This is a genomic window from Streptomyces sp. NBC_00435 (assembly GCF_036014235.1).
In the GTDB taxonomy this organism is placed as follows: Bacteria; Actinomycetota; Actinomycetes; order Streptomycetales; family Streptomycetaceae; genus Streptomyces.
Window position 1 is genome coordinate 638259 of record NZ_CP107924.1, and the last position, 17676, is coordinate 655934.

Consider the following 17676-nt stretch of genomic DNA (forward strand, 5'->3'; position numbering starts at 1 on the left):
AGGCCTTATCGGCGGGAGTCGTTACCATATCGAGATAATCGACACAGGCTTGTTGACGGGAATTCAGTCAGGTATTCACCTAATTACTACCTGTCGAATTCTCTTCGTCACGACCCGTGAGGAACGGGGCACTCCGCTCCCCCGAACCGCTCAGGTCCCCGCCGAACGCACCGGCCTCAGGAGCAGGTAGCAGCCCGCCGACAGGACGAGTACCGCCATGCACGCGATGAACACCAGCCCCGCCCCCTCCAGCCCGAGCGGACCCACCAGCACACCCACCCCGATCACCGGCACCGAGATGCCCCCGTACGCCACCACGAACAGCATGGAGATCACGGCCGCCCGCCGGTCCGCCGGAGACGCCTGGGCCACCGCGGTCAGGGCCCCGCGGAACGCCATCCCCTGCCCGAGTCCGCCGACAAGGGCGGTCAGGACCACCAGCGACAGCAGGTCCCAGCGCAGCGCACCCGCGAGCAGCACCAGCGCGGCGAAGAGCCCGGCGCACCCCAGCGGCAGCGAGCGGCCCACCCCGACCGGGCCGACCGCCAGCTGCCCGGCGGTCGAGGCGAAGAAGGCCAGCGCGACCACCAGCCCGCTCACGGCGTGGTTGTGGACCCCCAGGGACTCCGCGAGGAACGCCGGGCTGACCGACGTGAACACCCCGAACAGCGCGAACCCCACGAACGAGGCGATCGCCGCCGGCCCGAAGACCGTCCGCACCTGCGGGGGCAGCCCGGGCTGCTGCGGCCGTACGGTGCTCAGCGGGCGCCGCTCCCCCACCGTCTCCGGAAGTCGCAGCAGGACGACCACCGAGCCTGCCACCAGCACGAGGTGCACGGTGAACGGCAGGTACAGCGGCCAGGGGGCGTACTGCGCGAGCACTCCGGCGAGCAGCGGGCCACAGCCCAGCCCGCCCATGTTGGCGGCCGTCGCGACGAACGTGGCCCGCGAGGCACCGCCGTACGGTGCCAGCTCCATCACGTACGCCGTGGCGGCCCCGGTGAACAGGCCGGCGGACAGGCCCGACAGCAGTCGCCCCGCGTACAGCCAGGGCATCGCCTCGGCGCACAGGAAGCAGACGGCGCTCGCCGCCGCGAAACCCAGCCCCGCCAGCAGCACCGGCCGCCGGCCCACGGCGTCCGAGGCATTGCCGGCCAGCAGCAGCACACCGATGACCCCGAAGGCGTACACGGCGTACACCACGGTCACCATCAGCTCGGAGAAGCCGAATTTCTCCTGGTAGAGACCGTAGAGGGGGGTCGGCAGCGTGGTGCCGGCCATGCACACGGCGAAAACCGCCCCGCTGAGCAAACACTGGCGCCACCCGCGGCGATCACCGTCCATGGCGCCGACGTTAAACCTCGAGGCGCCCGGGACCCCGCCTGACGTGCGCGGCGCGCCGCCACCCCCACCCGGTCAGTACACGAGCTTGTAGCTCACGTCCCTGGAACCCGGGTTCGGCACGGTGTCCGTGTAGCGAAGCCGGATCATGGTGAAGCGCTGGACGTCCGGGTGCTCGGGCCAGGCCGCCGGACCGCTCAGGGTCACCGTCACCGGGTAGGCGCGGAACCGGCCGGCGGCGCAGTAGGGGCGGCAGTCGTTCACCATGTCGGTGCCGGTGGCCGTCGCGGTGTTCGGCCCCCAGGTGTCCCATCGCAGGCTGACGAGGCGGTTGTTCCCGTCACCGCAGGCCAGCAGGTATTCCGTGGGCTGCATCTGGGCCTCGTCGAAGCAGTCGACGACCACGACCGGGTCCACTGGAACCGGAATCCGGGCCGATGACGCACGACCGCCGTGCGCGGAGGCCGGGACCACGGCGGCGGTCAGGGCCGCCACCGCGCACAGCACGGTGGCGGTGCGCATCCTGCGCCGGGATGCGCGTGCGGTACGGCCGGCCGCTGAAACGCTCACGAAGAACCACCCTCGCCACTGCGTACGCCGCCATCACTGCGGCATTTCCAGCTTCCCCCATGGGTGCGGACCTCGCACCCGGTGGGGACCGGCGCCCGCGGCCGCCGCGGGCGCCGCCGTCGGCACGACCGCAGGATCACCCGTGCGGCCCCGGCTTTACCCGCGCAGCAGGGCGCAGACGAAGTCCTCCTGGACGTCCCGGACCTGCGCGAGCAGGTCCGGGTTGCTGGTGAGGGACGTCTGCGCGGTGATCGAGAAGGTGAGCGAGCGCCGGCCGTCCGCCGTGGCCGCCACCAGCTGCGTGTAGCCGGCCGTGTTGCCGGTGTGGCCGTACACCGCTCCGCAGCGGGTGGTGTAACGGTAGATCGCCAGACCCGCCTCGGTGCGACCGGGGCCGGGGGGCTGGGACAGGGCTCCGGGGATGAATCGGAACTGCTGCTTTCGTGTGCGGTCCGAGATGAGCGTGCCGCCCGCGTAGCCGCGGATGAACGCGGTCAGGTCCTTCGGCGTCGAGACGATGCCCCCGGCGGCCCAGGCACCCGAGGCGCCGACCGCCTCGCTGACGTCGACGGGCCCGTCCTGCGGATCGATCTGGTAGCCGTGGAGGAAGGGCGCGGGCAGCCGGTACCCCTGCGGGAGGCTGGTGTCGCGCATGCCCAGGGGCTCGTAGACGAGCTCGCGCAGCAGCGCCTCGTAGCGGCGCCCGGTGGCGGCCTCGGCCATGAGGGCGATGGCGATGTTGTCGGAATTGGAGTACTGGTAGCGGCTGCCCGGCTGGAATTCGAGGTCCTCGTCGGCCACGAACTCCAGCAGGCGGCGGGAATCGAAGCGGTGGCGGGGGTCCGCGGAGATGATGTCGAGGAACCCCTCGGAGGCCGAGTAGTCGGGCAATCCGCTGGTGTGGTTGAGCAGCTGGCGCAGCGTCACCCGGTGCCACGCGGCCGGCTGGCCGGGCAGTACCTCACCGATCGTGTCGTCCAAGTGCAGTCGGCCGCGGTGGACGAGCCCCAGGGCCACCGCTCCGCTGAAGGCCTTGGCGACACTGGCGATCCGCATGTGGTCGCTCACCTTCGGCGGGCGGCCGCTCTCCACGTCGGCCACGCCCGCCCGGTAGACCTCCGTACGGTCCCCGTCACGCAGGACGGCGATGACTGCGGGCGGCCCGTCGGGCCGTGCCACCAGCTCCCGCAGTTCCTGACGGAGGGAGGCTCCGGGCGGCGGGTTCCGGTCGGCTCCGGCCTGCGCGGGCTGCACTGAGGCGGCGAGCACGGCGCCGCACACCGCGGTGGCCGCGGCCAGACGCAGCGAGGGGCGGATCCGGCCGGCGTGGCCGTTCGGGCGTCGGGACACGGAGGTACCTCCGGGGGGGGAAGGGGAACACGGAGCGCGGTGGCCCACGATGGCAGGAGCCGTACGCGCGCCCACGGCGACGCGGCCGCACTCCGCCGCGCCGTGGCCCATCCGGCCTCACCCGCCCCGGCCTCCCCCGGCCTCCCCCGGCGTCACCCGGTCCCGGTGTCCGCGAGGTGGGCGCGGACGACGACGCCGGCCGGGTGGCCGGCCTTCCTCGTACAGGTGCCACCGCAGGTGATGAGGCGTAGTTCGGGACGGCCCGTGGCTCCGTACACCAGGTCGTCGGGGAAGCCCTCGCGGTCGTGGACCTCGACCGCGTCGACGGTGAAGACCGCTGTGGTCCCGTCCTGGCGGAGCACCTCGATCCGCTCGTCCTTCTTCAGGGCTCCGAGCCGGTGGAAGACCGCGGGACCCCGGTGGTTGTCGACGTGTCCGGCGATGAGGGCCGTGCCGTCGGAGCCGGGGGACGTGCCGCCCGCGTACCAGCCGGCGAGGTTCCTGTCCTCGGGCGGGGGTGCCTTGAGGCTGCCGTCGCCCTCCAGGCCCAGCTCCGCCAGCGGGGCGTCGATGCGGAGCGAGGGTATGCGGACGCGTTCGGGCACGGCCGGAGCCATGGCCCGCGGCCGGCCTCCGGCCGTGGGTGCGGGGTCGTGGCGGCGCTCGTCGCGCAGTTCGCCGAGAAGACGTCGCTGGGTGCTCAGGAATCCTTGGGGCCGCTCGGTCCCGGGCGGCGGCGGAGCCGGGTCGTCGGTGGTGATCAGCCAGATGCCCACACCTGCTGCCAGCACGGTCAGGGCTCCGATCGTCCGGTGCCCCCAACTGCCTGTGTTCGACACGTTCCTCCCCCTGATCCCCCGGACGCGGCCACGGAGCCACCCCGTGCAAGTCGGGAACCGCGTCCCGGGATCAGCACACGGCCGTCACCCGACCGGCGCATCCCGGACCGGGCCCGACCGCCCGGCGTGTCACGGACACGCCATATCCCGGAAGTCAACAAAACCGCAGGTCAGATACAACGGAGGGTCACCTGCGGCCCGATAGCGGGAAGTTCGGCCGAACGGATGACGGATCAGGTGCGGCCTCCGCCCCTTCACCCCGTCGAGGAAACTGGGTGCCGGCCATCCGGACCGACTGCCGTCCGGCTCCCGGACGGCGGTCGGCTCCCGATGGTGGTCGACTTCGACGGCGGTCCGCTGCCTGTCAGGCGGTGCAGAATTCGGCCGCCAGCATGCCGTTCAGGCTGTACAGCTCCCAGAGCGGCCAGTCGCCGTTCATGTTGAGCACGATGGCGTGGCTGCCGTCGGCCGTGGAGTAGAGGTAGCTCATCGAGCCGAATCCCGCGCCGTTGTGCCCGTACAGGACGACGGTGGAACCGTTCGCGCAGGTGACCGTGCGGCGGGTGAGGCCGAGTCCGTAGTCGGCCTGGACGGCCTTCCACGGGCGGCTCGCGTACCAGTAACCGGGCGTGGCCTTGTCACCCGAACTGACCGTACTGATCGCCGGGTTGACGATGCATTCGGGCCAGGACCGGGTCGGGTCGCAGGGTACCCCGGGGAGCTGGGTGGCGGGGGCTCCGGCCCCGGTCGGGTTCAGGTCGGTCATCATCTGCGTGAGCTGCGCCGGGGGCAGGAGCTGGCCGCCGACCAGGGCGCGGATGAAGGTGATCAGGTCGCCGCTGGTCGACACGACGGCCCCGGCCGCGCCGCCGATGGACGGGTTCCAGTCGGCGGCCGGAACGGAGAGGTGTCCGAACAACCCCCGCCGCTGGAGGTAGTTGGTGAAGAACTGGTCGTGGGGCGTCGGGAGAGTGGGCGTGGACCCGGGCAGCACGGTGTGGGTGAGGCCGAGCGGCTGGATGATCCGGCGGGTGACCTCGTCGGCCCACGAATGCCCGGTCACCCGCTCGATGACCATGCCCAGCAGGGCGTAGTTGGTGTTGCTGTAGTGCATCCCGCCGCCCGGCGCGAACTGCGGTCCGTGGGAGGCGCCTTCGTCGACGAGCTGCTGGGCGGAGTACTCCGGCAGGTTGGGGAAGCTGCTGCCGGCGCTCGCCAGCACCCCGAGGTCACCGAGGTAGTTGAAGATGCCGCTGGAGTGCTGGAGCAGGTTCCGCACGGTGATGGGCGGGCTGCCGGGCGGCGGGTTGAAGCACTGCCCGGTGCTCGTGTTGCAGCCCGCGACGGGGTTCGTCTTCAGGACGGGGCCCAGCAGGCCGAAGACGTCGTCGTCGAGGCGGACCCTGCCCTCGGCGACGAGCTGGAGCACGGCCGTCGCGGTCAGGGTCTTGGTGATCGAGCCGGCCCGGAAGGGACTGTCAGGATTGCGTACGGGCGTTCCCGCGTCGGTGGCTCCGGTGCCGGTCCACGAGACGCCGTCCTTGTAGACGCGGGCGATCACCCCGGGGATCCCGTCGCCGCCGACGGCGGTCCCCGCCTCGGCGCGCATGGCCGAGAGCAGGGGTTCGTGGCTGTCGTGCGCGGCGGCCGGCATGGCCGGCAGGCCCATGGCCGCGGCCAGGGCGGCCGCCGCGACCACCGCGAGACGGCCCCGTGCCGTGCGTACGGTCCTCGCGGTCCGCTTGGTGTGCACGGTGCCCGTGGTTCGTAGGCCGAGTGCGGAGCGTGCGGCGCGCGTGGCGCGTGCCCGTGTTCTGCGCATGCCTCTCATCGTTCCCCCGTGTGGATACCGCCGGGCGGTACTGCCCGGCAGCGGCGAAGCTACGCAGGACGGGCCGACAAGGGAAGGGCCGGACCGCGCACGGCCACCGCCCGGACCACCTGCGCACCCCGGCCCCGGATTCCGGCCAGCGCCGGACGGCGGGTTCCGGACGCGGTCATGGGCGCGCGGCAGCGGGTCTGGACTTACTAGGACGTCCAACTATATGTTCGTCGGCACAAGGTCCGCGGTGCAGGGAAGCCGGTGAGAAACCGGCACGGTCCCGCCACTGTGACCGGGGAGTGTGCTGCCATCCACACGCCACTGACGAGGTCTGTCGGGAAGGCGGGCGGCACGCGGGGATCCGGGAGTCAGGATACCGGCCGCGGAACGTTCCGTGTTGTCCACGAGGATGGAGCAGACACGCATGGCACCGGTTTGTACCCACGACCCTGGTGATCCGGCGGAGCCCGCGCACCACCTGTCCGCGCGCTCGTAGTTCCCACGGCCCTCCCAACGGCTGACCCGATCGGGTCCGTCCGCGGTTTCACCGTGCCATCCCCGGATCCAACCTGACGAGAGCAGGAACCATGGTCCGTGAACTCACCCATTTCATCGGCGGGAAGCACACCACCGGCACCTCCGGCCTCTTCGCCGACGTGTACGACCCCAACACCGGCTCGGTACAGGCCCGCGTGCCGCTGGCCGGGCGCGCCGACACCGAGGCCGCCATCGCCAACGCCGAGGAGGCGCAGACCGAGTGGGGCCAGTGGAACCCCCAGCGGCGCTCGCGCGTCCTGCTGCGCTTCCTGCAACTGGTCGAGGCAGAGCGGGACTCCCTGGCCCGACTGCTGTCCGCCGAGCACGGCAAGACCGTCGCCGACGCGCACGGTGACCTCCAACGCGGCCTTGAGGTCGTGGAGTTCGCCGTCGGGATCCCGCACCTGCTCAAGGGCGAGTTCAGCGACAATGTGAGTACCGGGATCGACGTGCACTCGCTGCGAGCGCCGCTGGGCGTCGTCGCCGGGATCACCCCCTTCAACTTCCCCGCGATGATCCCCCTCTGGCAGGCGGCCCCCGCACTGGCCTGCGGGAACTCCTTCGTCCTGAAGCCCTCCGAGCGCGACCCCTCGGTCCCGCTGCGGCTGGCCGAGCTCTTCCTGGAGGCGGGCCTGCCGCCCGGCGTGCTCAATGTCGTCAACGGCGGCAAGGAAGCCGTCGACACCCTCCTCGAGGACCCCCGGGTCCAGGCACTCGGCTTCGTCGGATCGACCCCGATCGCCGCGCACGTCTACGCCACCGCCGCCGCCAACGGAAAGCGCGCCCAGTGCTTCGGCGGGGCCAAGAACCACATGGTCGTGATGCCGGACGCCGACCTGGACCAGGCCGTCGACGCGCTCGTGGGCGCCGGGTACGGGTCGGCCGGCGAGCGCTGCATGGCCGTCTCCGTCGCCGTGCCCGTCGGCCGGGAGACCGCGGACGCCCTGGTCGCGAAGTTGAAGGAGCGCATCGCCAACCTGCGCGTCGGCCGCTCCGACGATCCCGAGGCCGACTTCGGGCCGCTGGTCAGCCGTGACGCGCTCGACCGGGTGGACCGCTACGTCGGCATCGGCAGCACCGAGGGCGCCGAACTCGTCGTGGACGGACGCGGGTTCATCCTGCCCGGGCACGAGAACGGCTACTTCACCGGGGCCAGCCTCTTCGACCGCGTCACCCCGGGCATGCGGATCTACCGCGAGGAGATCTTCGGCCCGGTGCTCAGCGTCGTACGGGCCGCCGACTACGAGGAGGCGCTGCGCCTGCCCACGGAACACCCGTACGGCAACGGCGTCTCGATCTTCACCCGGGACGGGGACACCGCACGCGACTTCACCCGCCGGGTGGGCGTCGGCATGGTCGGCGTGAACGTGCCGATCCCCATTCCGGTGGCCTACCACACCTTCGGCGGCTGGAAGCGGTCCGGCTTCGGCGACCTGAACCAGCACGGACCCGACTCCATCCGCTTCTGCACCCGGACCAAGACCGTCACTTCGCGCTGGCCCTCCGGGGCCAGGGAGGGCGCGAACTTCACCATCCCGACGACGGGATGAGCGCCGTGACCACCCTCACCGAGGACCAGCTCGCCCAAGCCGAGGTCACCCTCGACTTCGCCCAGGAACGGCTGGCCCCGTACGCCGTCGCCTGGGACCGGGACAAGCACTTCCCCGTCGACGTGCTCCGCGAGGCCGCCGCCCTGGGTCTGGGCGGGGTCTACGTCCGCGAGGAGCACGGTGGTTCGGAGCTCAGCCGCAGCGACGGTGTCCTCGTCTTCGAGGCCCTCGCGACGGGCTGTCCCTCCATCGCCGGCTACCTCTCCATCCACAACATGGTCGCCTGGATGATCGACCGCTACGGCGACCGGCGGCAGCGCGGGCGCTGGCTGCCCGGCCTGTGCACCGCCGAAGTCCTCGGCAGTTACTGCCTGACCGAGCCCGGGGCCGGCTCGGACGCAGCCGCCCTGCGCACCCGCGCGGAGCGGGACGGCGACCACTACGTCCTGACCGGCATCAAGCAGTTCATCTCCGGGGCCGGAGCCTGCGGGGTCTACCTGGTGATGGCCCGCACCGGCGGGCCCGGACCCGGCGGGATCTCGGCGTTCGTCGTCGAACGCGAGGACTCCGGGGTCTCGTTCGGCCCCAACGAGCACAAGATGGGCTGGAACGCGCAGCCCACCCGCCAGGTCGTCCTCGACGGGGTGCGGATCCCCGCCGACCGGCGGCTCGGGGCCGAGGGCGACGGGTTCCGCATCGCCATGAACGGTCTCAACGGCGGCCGCCTCGGCATCGCCGCCTGCTCCCTGGGCGGTGCCCAGAGCGCCCTGGACCGCAGCCTGGCCCACCTCGCCGACCGTGAGGCCTTCGGCCGGCGCCTCCTGGACGCGCAGGCGCTCCAGTTCCGGCTCGCGGACATGGCCACCGAACTGGCCGCCGCCCGTGCCCTGGTACGGCAGGCCGCCGAGGCCCTCGACGAGGGCGATCCGCTGGCCCCGCGGCTGTGCGCGATGGCCAAGCGCTTCGCCACCGACACGGGCTACACCGTCGCCGACCGCGCCCTCCAACTGCACGGCGGCTACGGCTACCTCAGCGAGTACGGCATCGAGAAGATCGTCCGGGACCTGCGGGTCCACCAGATCCTGGAAGGCACCAACGAGGTCATGCGCGTCATCGTCGCGCGCGGACTGACGGAGACCCTGCGATGAACAACGGATCCCACGAGCACGATCCGGTCCTCCTGCGAACCGAGGGCCACGCCGCGTACATCACCCTCAACCGTCCCCGGGCGCTCAACGCCCTCACCCACCCCATGGCCCTGCGCATCGGCGGGGCGCTCGCCGCCTGGGAGGACGATCCGGCGGTCGAGACCGTCGTCATCGCCGGCGCCGGCGAACGCGGCCTGTGCGCCGGAGGCGACATCCGCGCCATCCACGCCGACGCCCGCGCGGGCGGGACCGCCTCGGCGGACTTCTGGCGCGACGAATACCGGCTCAACGCCCGCATCGCCCGCTATTCCAAGCCGTACGTCGCCCTGATGGACGGCATCGTCATGGGCGGCGGCGTCGGGATCTCCGCCCACGGCACCGTGCGCATCGTCACCGAGCGCTCCCGCATCGCCATGCCCGAGACCGGCATCGGCTTCGTCCCCGACGTCGGCGGCACCTACCTGCTCTCCCTCGCCCCCGGCGAGCTGGGCACCCACCTGGCCCTGACGGGCGCACCGGTCGGTGCGGCGGACGCACTGCTGTGCGGGCTCGCCGACCACTTCGTACCGTCGTCCGCGCTGCCCGCACTGACCCGCGACCTGGCGGCGGGGTCCGTCCACGCCGTACTGGAGCGGTACGTGCGGCAGCCGCCGCCGGGGTGGCTCGCCGCGGCCCGGACGTGGATCGACCACTGCTACGCCGCGGACACCGTCGAGGAGATCGTCGACCGGCTGCGCGCGGCGGACGCCCCCGCCGCGAAGGAAGCGGCGGACGCCCTGCTGGCCAAGTCCCCCACGGCGGTCAAGGTCACCCTGTCGGCACTGCGCCGGGCCCCCGGGCTCGGACCGCTGGAACGGGTCCTGGAACAGGAGTACCGCGTCTCCCTCGCCGCCCTGTCCTGCCCCGACCTCGTCGAGGGCATCCGCGCCCAGGTCGTCGACAAGGACCGTGACCCGCGCTGGTCCCCCGCCATGCTCGACGCGGTCTCACCGGCGGACGTGGACCGGTTCTTCGCCCCGCTCGGCGACCGCGAGCTCCGCCTCGCCGCCGCCTCGTCCCCGGAGGTCGCCTGGTGACCAGCACCGTCGCATTCATCGGGCTCGGCCACATGGGCGGCCCGATGGCCGCCAACCTGGTCGGTGCCGGACACCGGGTCCTCGGCTTCGACCTCGTGCCGGAGCTCCTGGCCACCGCGGCAGCCGCCGGTGTCGAGCCCGCGGTCTCGGCGGTCCAGGCCGCCGCCCCGGCCGACGTCGTCATCACCATGCTGCCGGCCGGCCGGCACGTCCTCGCGCTCTACCGGGAACGGGGACTGCTCGCCGCCGCCCGTCCGGGCACCCTCTTCATCGACTGCTCCACCATCGACGTGTCCGATGCCCGCAGCGCGCACGATGCGGCGGTGGCAGCCGGGCACCGGGCACTGGACGCCCCCGTCTCCGGCGGGGTGGTGGGCGCCGAGGCGGGCACGCTCACCTTCATGGCGGGCGGCGCCGCGAAGGAGTTCGCCGATGCCTCCGTGCTCCTCGACGCCATGGGCAAGAAGGCCGTGCACTGTGGCGCCGCGGGGTCCGGACAGGCCGCGAAGATCTGCAACAACATGATCCTCGCCGTCTCGATGATCGGCGTCAGCGAGGCCTTCGTCCTCGCCGAGAGCCTCGGCCTGGACCACCAGGCCCTCTACGACGTGGCCTCCACCGCCTCCGGGCAGTGCTGGGCCCTCACCGTCAACTGCCCCGTCCCCGGGCCGGTTCCCACCAGTCCCGCCAACCGCGACTACCGGCCCGGATTCGCCGCGCCCCTCATGGCCAAGGACCTCGGCCTCGCCGTCAACGCCCTGCGGGCCGGGGGTGTCGAGGCACCGCTGGGACTGAGGGCGGCCGAGATGTACGCCGCGTTCGCCGAGGCCGAGGGCGCAGGTCTGGACTTCTCGGCGATCGTCCGCACCCTCCGACCGCAGAACGGAACTCCCGCATGACCGACGGCACTTCCTACGAGACCGTCCTGCTGGAACGCAAGGGCCGGGTGGCCGTGCTGACCCTCAATCGGCCGGAGGCCCTCAACGCGCTCAACCTCCGGGTGATGCGGGAGGTGGTGGCCGCCGCGGAGGAGCTGGACCGGGACCCAGGGACCGGATGCATCCTCATCACCGGATCGGCGAAGGCGTTCGCCGCGGGCGCGGACATCAAGGAGATGCGGCCGCGGGGCTACATGGACATGTACCTCTCCGACTGGTTCACCGCGTGGGACCGGCTCGGCCAGGTCCGTACGCCGACCGTGGCCGCCGTCTCCGGCTACGCGCTCGGTGGCGGCTGTGAACTCGCCATGCTCTGCGACATCCTGCTCGCCGCCGACACCGCGAAGTTCGGGCAGCCCGAGATCAAGCTCGGCGTCATCCCGGGCATCGGCGGGTCCCAGCGCCTGACCCGGGCCGTCGGCAAGGCCAAGGCGATGGAACTGTGCCTCACGGGCCGCACCATGGGAGCCGAGGAGGCCGAACGGGCCGGGCTGGTGTCGCGGATCGTGCCGGCCGACGACCTGTTCGCGCAGGCCCTGTCGGTCGCCGAGACCGTGGCCGGGATGTCGAAGCCGGTCGCGATGATGGCCAAGGAGGCCGTGAACCGCGCCTTCGAGACCACGCTCACCGAGGGCGTCCGTTTCGAACGACGCCTGTTCCACGCCGTGTTCGCCACTGCCGACCAGAAGGAGGGCATGTCCGCCTTCGTGGACAAGCGTCCGCCGCACTTCACCCACGGCTGAACTGCCGGGCGGGTGCGGGACCGCGAGCGGCTGTCCCGCACCCATGGGGATCAGACGCCCCAGCGCAGGGCGACGGTGTCGCCCACGTTGATCACCTTGTTGCGGGCGGCGCCGGCGAATGCGGAACCGTCGACGCTGACCTTCCAGGTGCTGGAACCGCTGTTGGCCTTGCCGTTGATGTCGGTGACGGTGCCGGTGCCCGACGAGGGGGTCACGCTGGTGACACAGCCCGAGGGCGTGGCGCCGGAGACCGCCGCGTTCAGGACGTCGCCGAGCGTGGTGGTCGTACCGGTCGGGGTGAAGGCCACCGAGCAGACCTTGAGGCTGCCGGCGCCGTTGTCGACGCTCAGCGCCAGCTTGGTGGCCGTACCGGCCGTGAAGGTGGACTGGGCGACCCACTGCGGGGCCCCGGGGGTGGCCGGGGCGGGCGGGGACGCGGTGAAGCCGCCGCCGACCACGGCGCGCAGCGCGTCGATGGAGGAGTAGGCGGACGGGCTGGTGTCGGTCGGCTTGTACTTGAAGCCGCCGGCCGGGTTGTACTGGTTGGCTATCAGGAAGTCGACCGGGGTCTTGCCGTTGGCCGTGAGGAAGTCACCGGTCTGCGGGTTGATTCCGCAGGCGTTGAGGCCGGCGACGCCCCAGCCGTTGGAGCTGGAGTTGACGCCGTAGAGCGAGTTGAAGGCGCCGGTGGCGTTGACCAGGGTGCTCTTGAGGAAGTTCTTGGCCTGGACGATGTCGGTGTCCGTGTTGGGGACGCCGGAGACGCAGAGGGCTGCCATCGCCGCACCCGTCATGTCGACGTCGCTCGCGGCGTTGAGGACCGTGGTGTTGCCCTCGGCCTTCTGGAAGGTCCAGCCGCCGTCGACGTGCTGGTTGGCGCGGATGCGGGTGACCAGGTGGTCGGTCAGGGTCTGGGGGATGCGGTTGGCGCCGCCCTGGGTCTTGGCCCCGCGCAGCGACAGGGCGGCGAAGACGGTGCCGTTGAAGTTCCCGGACGGGCCGAAGTAGCCCGGCTCGGCCGTCTGCCAGTAGGAGTAGACGTTGGCGATGAGGTTGCGGGAGGCCGAGACCCGGGACGGGTCGATGCCGGCCGCGTACGCGTTGAGGGTGCCGCGCTCGAAGTCCGTGACCACCGGGGAGGCTTGAGGCCAGGCTGCCGTGGAGAGGAGGTTGCGGTAGACCGTGCGCGCGTTCTTCGTGGTGTCGCCGCCCGGGGCGACGTCGACGACCGCGGTGCCCGCGGAGGCGAGAGCGCTGAACGCCCACTCGTTGGACAGCCCCGCGCCGGCGTACGAACCGTCCGCCGCCTGCAGGGACTTGAGGTAGACGACGCCGTTGGTCCTCGACGTGGCGATCTGCGCGGGGCCGGACGTCGCGGAGGCGGGCAGCACGGTCAGAGCGAAGGCTCCGAGCACGGCGGGGACCGCGAGCGCGAGGCGTCGGGAGGTACGGGGACGGGACATGGCCTGCTCCTGGAATCGGCGGACGCCGGCCGGTCCCTGGCACCGTACCGCCGTGCGGGCGCACGGCCGGGCATGCCGGGGGCCGCCGTCCGGAACGCGTGGTACGGCTTCCTGTGATGCGTCGCCGTATGGGCATTCGGGCTCGGAGACGGCCCCCGCCGTCCCACACCGTTGCGCGTCAGCTCCGGCTTCTCACCGGATTCCCCCATGTGGCAGCCCAGGACGCTACCCGAGTGATCAAGGGACCGCCAGCCACCCCGACCGGGGGCGGGCGCCGGGCGTCCGGCGGCCGTCCGATGAGACCCACACCACCTTGACGGGTCGTCGGGATCCGTGTTGCACTCCGGCTGATAACTACTCAGCTCCAGGGGAAGCCGGTCGAATTCCGGCGCTGACCCGCAACCGTAGGCCCGGGCCGTCCCGGGTGAGCCGGAATGCCTGGAGCAGGTACACAGTACGAAGAGCGCCGTCGCGGACTACGGTGTGGTCGTCGCAGCCTCCCCATGGTGGATCGGCCGTGTGGGGGCGCATCGTCACGCACGCAGCCGCCCGGCAGAGACGAGGGGCCGCGGTGGGGACCGAACAGCAGACGAAACGGCAGACGGGGACGAGACGGCGGTTCCTCTCCCTCGTGACCGCGTCCTTCCTGGCCCTCGGTGCGGGAGTGGGGTTCCTCACGGTCCCCTCCGCCGCGAGCGCCGACCCGGTCGAGCAGTGCACCGCCACCGTCGGCGCCATCGTCGCCGTGGACTTCGGCCCCTTCGGCGGCAAGGTGGAGCGCGGCTGCGACGCCACCCCCACCACCGGCTACGAGCTGCTGCACACGGGCGGGTTCACCACCACCGGAACCGTCCACGACGGCGACGGGTTCATCTGCCGGATCGGCAACAGCTCCTTCAACTCCGGTACGCAGTACCCCACTCCGGCCAAGGAGGAGTGTGTCCTCACTCCCCAGGCCACCGCCTACTGGTCGTACTGGACCGCCTCCCCCGGCCAGAAGAACTGGACCTACAGCCCGCTCGGTGCCATGTCGCGCACCCCGAAGCCCGGCGACGTCGACGCCTGGGTCTACGGCGGCACCGACACCGGCGGCACCAAGGGCAAGCCCGCCTTCTCGCCCGACGACGTACGGGTCGGGGGCGGTTCCACCCCCGACCCGACGGTCCCCACCGCCCCGCCCGGCGTGCCCGCCGGGTCGGTCGACCTCCCCGCCGCCACCCGCTGGCTGACCGGGAGGCTCACCGACGGCGAGCGGGTCGTGGACGCGGGTGCCACCGCCCCGAACCACTTCTTCACCACCGAGGTGGTCTTCGCCCTGGCCGCGGGCGACGCCAAGAGCCCGGCCGCCCGCAAGGCCGCCGACTTCCTCGCCACTCCCGCGCAGACGGTCGCGTACGCCTACCCGGCGGGCAAGGACGGGATACCCGACGCCACCGCCGCCGCGCGCCTCGCCCTCGTCGCCGAGGCGACCGGCAAGGACCCGCGGGCGTTCGGCGGGCACGACCTCCTGGGCGACCTCGTGAAGTACGTCTGCCCCAGGGACGTGGGTGACGGCGACCCGATCGAGGGCTGCCTCACCAAGGGCGACTTCCGCACCACCGGCCAGTCCGACGCGCAGGCCATGGCCGTCATCGCCCTGCTGAGCGGCGGCGTGACGCCGCCCGCCGACGCCGTGAACCGGCTGGCGGCCCTCCAGTGCGAGGACGGCGGCTTCACCAGCATCCTCATCCGCGCGGGCGGCTGGTGCGACAGCGACGCGAACTCGACCGGTCTGATCAGCCTGGCCCTGCGCCGTGCCGGCGGGCACGACGCGGTCGTCCAAAAGGCCCGCGGATACCTGAAGAAGTCCCAGCTGGCGACCGGCGCCTGGCCCTCCGCCGCCTACCTGACCACCGGCAGCCCGGCCTCCACCGCCTGGGCCGCCCAGGCCCTGCGCGCCCTCGGCGACGACGCCTTCGCGGACGCCGGCGTCTCCTGGCTCTCCAGGCACCAGTTCCCCGCGGGTGGCTTCGGCTTCGAGGAGGACGACACCGAGTCGCGGCTGTTCCCCACCTCCACGGTCGCCCTCGCGGCCGCCAGGAGCGACCTGGTCACGCTGACCACCAAGAAGGTCGACCCGCCGACGACACCGCCGCCCACCACGGCGCCGCCCACGACCCCGCCGGCCACGCCTCCGGCCGGTGCCGGGCCCGACCTGAGGAAGGCGACCGCCTACCTCACCGACCACAGCCGGCTGATCCAGGGCCACTACTACGAGAGCGGCCCCGGCACCGGCTTCGCCGACTACGGCCTGACCATCGACGGCGCCTACGCGCTGGCCGCCACCGGCACGGACAACGCAACCCTGCGCAACATCGTCGACTTCCTCGACAAGGGCGGCCGGGACGGCAAGAACCGCGGCATCCACGACTGGACCCTCATCGGCACCAAGTACGCGGCCGGCGGCTCCATCGGCAAGACCGCCCTGCTCGCCGAGGCCGTGGGACGCGACCCCCGGAACTTCGCCGGCCAGGACCTGATCGCGGCCCTCGCCCAGGGCACCTGCACGGCCAGGACCGACAGTCCCAAGCAGTGTGCGGCCAAGGGCAACTACGCCTACGCGACCTCGGTGTTCTCCCAGTCCCTGGGTGTCATGGCCCAGCTCCGCGCGGGCGCGACGGCCGCCGCGGCCGAGCCCATCACCTTCCTCCGGAGCCTCCAGGACCCCTCGGGCGGCTGGGTCAGCCTGATCGGTGAACCCAGCGACGCCGAGGTCGACTCCACCGCGATGGCCGCGATGACCCTGGACCTGCTGCCCGACGCCGGCTCGCAGGCGGCCGTGGACAAGGGCCTCGCCTGGCTGGCCGGGCAGCAGAGGGCGGACGGCGGCTTCCCCGGCGCGTCCGGCAATTCCGTCAACTCCGCGGCGCTCGCCGTGCAGGGCCTCTCCCTGGACGCGCCGAAGTACGGTGCCCAGATCGCCAAGGCCCGCAAGTTCCTGGCCTCCCAGCAGAACTCCGACGGCGGCTTCACCATCGCCAAGGGTGGCCAGCCCGGCTCCGACGTCCGTGCCTCCACCCAGGCAGCGGGCGGCGCCACCGGCATCTCCTTCGGCCTGCTGACGCGCGACCTGAACGGCACCACCCCGCAGCCCGTCCCCAGCACCTCCGTCCAGCCCTCCGGCACCCCGTCGCCGCCCGTCATCGTGACCCCGGGCGAGGACGCGGGCGGTGCGGGCGGTACCGGCCCGGGCGGCGGGGGCCTGGCCTCCACCGGTGCCCAGGTCGGCGGACTCGCCGCCGCGGCCCTGGTCCTGACCCTCGGCGGCTGGGCCGTCACCCGCGCCGCCAGGCGCCACCGCGGGACCCCCGGGAGCGGGGCATGAGCCGAGACCGCCTCCTGCGGGCCCTGGCCCGCACGGCCGCCGCGTTTGGGCTGACGGTGGCGGCCTTCACAGCCACCGCCGCCCCGGCGGGCGCCGCCCCGCAGCCGATGGGCCAGTGCACCACCTCGTCGGGCGTCGTGCTCGCCGTGGACTTCAGCCGCTGGGGCGGGCCGGTCTACCGCTCCTGCGGTACGACGCCCACCACCGGCTACGAACTCCTCAACCAGGGCGGCTGGGCCACCACCGGCACCGGCCACGACGGCCCCGCCTTCATCTGCCGCATCGGCTACAGCGGTTTCCAGAGCGGCAAGCAGTACCCGACCCCTCAGCAGGACGACTGCGTCCTGACCCCGCCCGCATCCGCCTACTGGTCGTACTGGCACGCGAACCCCGGCCAGGACACCTGGGAGTACAGCCAGCTCGGCGCCATGCTCTACAAGCCCAGGCCGGGCAGCGTGGACCTGTGGATCTTCGGGGGCACGAACATCGAGGGCACGAAGGGCAAGCCGACCGTCACCCCCGACCAGCTCCGCGCCAGGAACACCAGGCCCTCCGGCGGGCCCGCCCCCACGGACACCCGGACCGCGGCGCCCCTGCCGCCAGGCGTCGACACCGGTCCCAGGCCGGAGGACCCGCCCCCGGCCGACCGGCCGGCGACGACACCTCCCCCGGGCCCCACGGCCCCGGGGAGCCCCTCGCCCTCGGCGAGCCCCTTCGGGAGCACCTCGCCCACCCCCTCAGGGGCGCCGTCGTCCACTGCCCCGGCCGGGGCCGCTCCCGCACCCGGCCCCCGGGTCGTCGACGCGGCTCCCGCCGCCGACGCCGCCCATGACGCGGGCTCGTACCTGCCCGCCGTCGCCACCGGAGCGCTGGTGCTGCTGCTCGGCGCCGCCGCCGTGTCCGCGGCCAGGCGCCGCCGACGTACGGAGTAGCCG

At 72.6% G+C, this 17676-nt stretch carries 13 protein-coding genes and 1 riboswitch; of the genes, 7 read left to right on the plus strand and 6 right to left on the minus strand.

Translation table 11 applies throughout. From position 1 onward, the window contains the following. Positions 1-150: 150 nt before the first annotated feature. The 5 genes from OG389_RS02850 to OG389_RS02870 form a co-directional block, all read right to left on the minus strand. Positions 151-1344 (minus strand): MFS transporter, encoded by a 1194-nt coding sequence (locus OG389_RS02850; protein WP_328296851.1) that lies wholly within the window; start codon positions 1342-1344, stop codon positions 151-153. A gap of 72 nt (positions 1345-1416) precedes the next feature. Further along, positions 1417-1911, minus strand: a complete 495-nt coding sequence (locus OG389_RS02855) for a hypothetical protein (protein WP_328296852.1) — start codon at positions 1909-1911, stop codon at positions 1417-1419. Between the two features lie 156 nt (positions 1912-2067). Then, positions 2068-3261, minus strand: coding sequence for a serine hydrolase domain-containing protein (locus OG389_RS02860; protein ID WP_443059198.1), 1194 nt, complete (start codon positions 3259-3261; stop codon positions 2068-2070). A gap of 152 nt (positions 3262-3413) precedes the next feature. Then, complete coding sequence (locus OG389_RS02865) at positions 3414-4100, minus strand: class F sortase (protein WP_328296853.1); 687 nt, start codon at positions 4098-4100, stop codon at positions 3414-3416. Between the two features lie 364 nt (positions 4101-4464). Continuing rightward, positions 4465-5922, minus strand: a complete 1458-nt coding sequence (locus tag OG389_RS02870) for a serine hydrolase domain-containing protein (protein WP_328296854.1) — start codon at positions 5920-5922, stop codon at positions 4465-4467. 214 nt (positions 5923-6136) lie between these two features. Continuing rightward, a riboswitch (cobalamin riboswitch) is annotated at positions 6137-6321 on the plus strand. Positions 6322-6509: 188 nt separating this feature from the next. Between OG389_RS02870 and OG389_RS02875 the strand changes: the two genes are divergently transcribed. Genes OG389_RS02875 through OG389_RS02895 form a run of 5 tightly spaced genes read left to right on the plus strand, consistent with a single transcriptional unit; the run spans position 6510 to position 11914 of the window. Beyond that, on the plus strand, positions 6510-8009 hold the full coding sequence (locus tag OG389_RS02875) for a CoA-acylating methylmalonate-semialdehyde dehydrogenase (RefSeq protein WP_328296855.1): 1500 nt from the start codon (positions 6510-6512) through the stop codon (positions 8007-8009). Beyond that, complete coding sequence (locus OG389_RS02880) at positions 8006-9157, plus strand: acyl-CoA dehydrogenase family protein (protein WP_328296856.1); 1152 nt, start codon at positions 8006-8008, stop codon at positions 9155-9157. Before OG389_RS02875 ends, OG389_RS02880 begins: the two co-directional genes overlap by 4 nt. Beyond that, positions 9154-10233 (plus strand): enoyl-CoA hydratase/isomerase family protein, encoded by a 1080-nt coding sequence (locus tag OG389_RS02885; RefSeq protein WP_328296857.1) that lies wholly within the window; start codon positions 9154-9156, stop codon positions 10231-10233. The genes OG389_RS02880 and OG389_RS02885 overlap by 4 nt, the downstream gene beginning before the upstream one ends. Then, positions 10230-11132, plus strand: coding sequence for a 3-hydroxyisobutyrate dehydrogenase (gene mmsB, locus OG389_RS02890; RefSeq protein ID WP_328296858.1), 903 nt, complete (start codon positions 10230-10232; stop codon positions 11130-11132). The genes OG389_RS02885 and mmsB overlap by 4 nt, the downstream gene beginning before the upstream one ends. Further along, positions 11129-11914 (plus strand): enoyl-CoA hydratase, encoded by a 786-nt coding sequence (locus OG389_RS02895; protein WP_328296859.1) that lies wholly within the window; start codon positions 11129-11131, stop codon positions 11912-11914. The genes mmsB and OG389_RS02895 overlap by 4 nt, the downstream gene beginning before the upstream one ends. A gap of 50 nt (positions 11915-11964) precedes the next feature. On the opposite strand, the gene OG389_RS02900 is transcribed toward OG389_RS02895, so the two are convergent. Then, positions 11965-13377 carry a hypothetical protein gene (locus OG389_RS02900; protein WP_328296860.1) on the minus strand — a complete coding sequence of 471 codons (1413 nt, stop codon included), beginning with the start codon at positions 13375-13377 and terminating at the stop codon, positions 11965-11967. A gap of 571 nt (positions 13378-13948) precedes the next feature. Between OG389_RS02900 and OG389_RS02905 the strand changes: the two genes are divergently transcribed. Both OG389_RS02905 and OG389_RS02910 read left to right on the plus strand, forming a co-directional pair. Beyond that, positions 13949-16741 carry a prenyltransferase/squalene oxidase repeat-containing protein gene (locus OG389_RS02905; RefSeq protein WP_443059199.1) on the plus strand — a complete coding sequence of 931 codons (2793 nt, stop codon included), beginning with the start codon at positions 13949-13951 and terminating at the stop codon, positions 16739-16741. After that, a complete protein-coding gene (locus OG389_RS02910; protein ID WP_328296862.1) occupies positions 16738-17673 on the plus strand; it encodes a hypothetical protein in 936 nt (311 codons plus the stop codon). The genes OG389_RS02905 and OG389_RS02910 overlap by 4 nt, the downstream gene beginning before the upstream one ends. Positions 17674-17676 lie beyond the last annotated feature (3 nt).

Bases quoted from the DNA above. Each gene is read 5' to 3' on its own strand.
- OG389_RS02895 (WP_328296859.1), top strand. From the start codon at position 11,129: ATGACCGACGGCACTTCCTACGAGACCGTCCTGCTGGAACGCAAGGGC.
- OG389_RS02850 (WP_328296851.1), bottom strand. From the start codon at position 1,344: ATGGACGGTGATCGCCGCGGGTGGCGCCAGTGTTTGCTCAGCGGGGCG.
- OG389_RS02910 (WP_328296862.1), top strand. From the start codon at position 16,738: ATGAGCCGAGACCGCCTCCTGCGGGCCCTGGCCCGCACGGCCGCCGCG.
- OG389_RS02885 (WP_328296857.1), top strand. From the start codon at position 9,154: ATGAACAACGGATCCCACGAGCACGATCCGGTCCTCCTGCGAACCGAG.
- OG389_RS02880 (WP_328296856.1), top strand. From the start codon at position 8,006: ATGAGCGCCGTGACCACCCTCACCGAGGACCAGCTCGCCCAAGCCGAG.
- OG389_RS02900 (WP_328296860.1), bottom strand. From the start codon at position 13,377: ATGTCCCGTCCCCGTACCTCCCGACGCCTCGCGCTCGCGGTCCCCGCC.
- OG389_RS02870 (WP_328296854.1), bottom strand. From the start codon at position 5,922: ATGCGCAGAACACGGGCACGCGCCACGCGCGCCGCACGCTCCGCACTC.
- OG389_RS02875 (WP_328296855.1), top strand. From the start codon at position 6,510: ATGGTCCGTGAACTCACCCATTTCATCGGCGGGAAGCACACCACCGGC.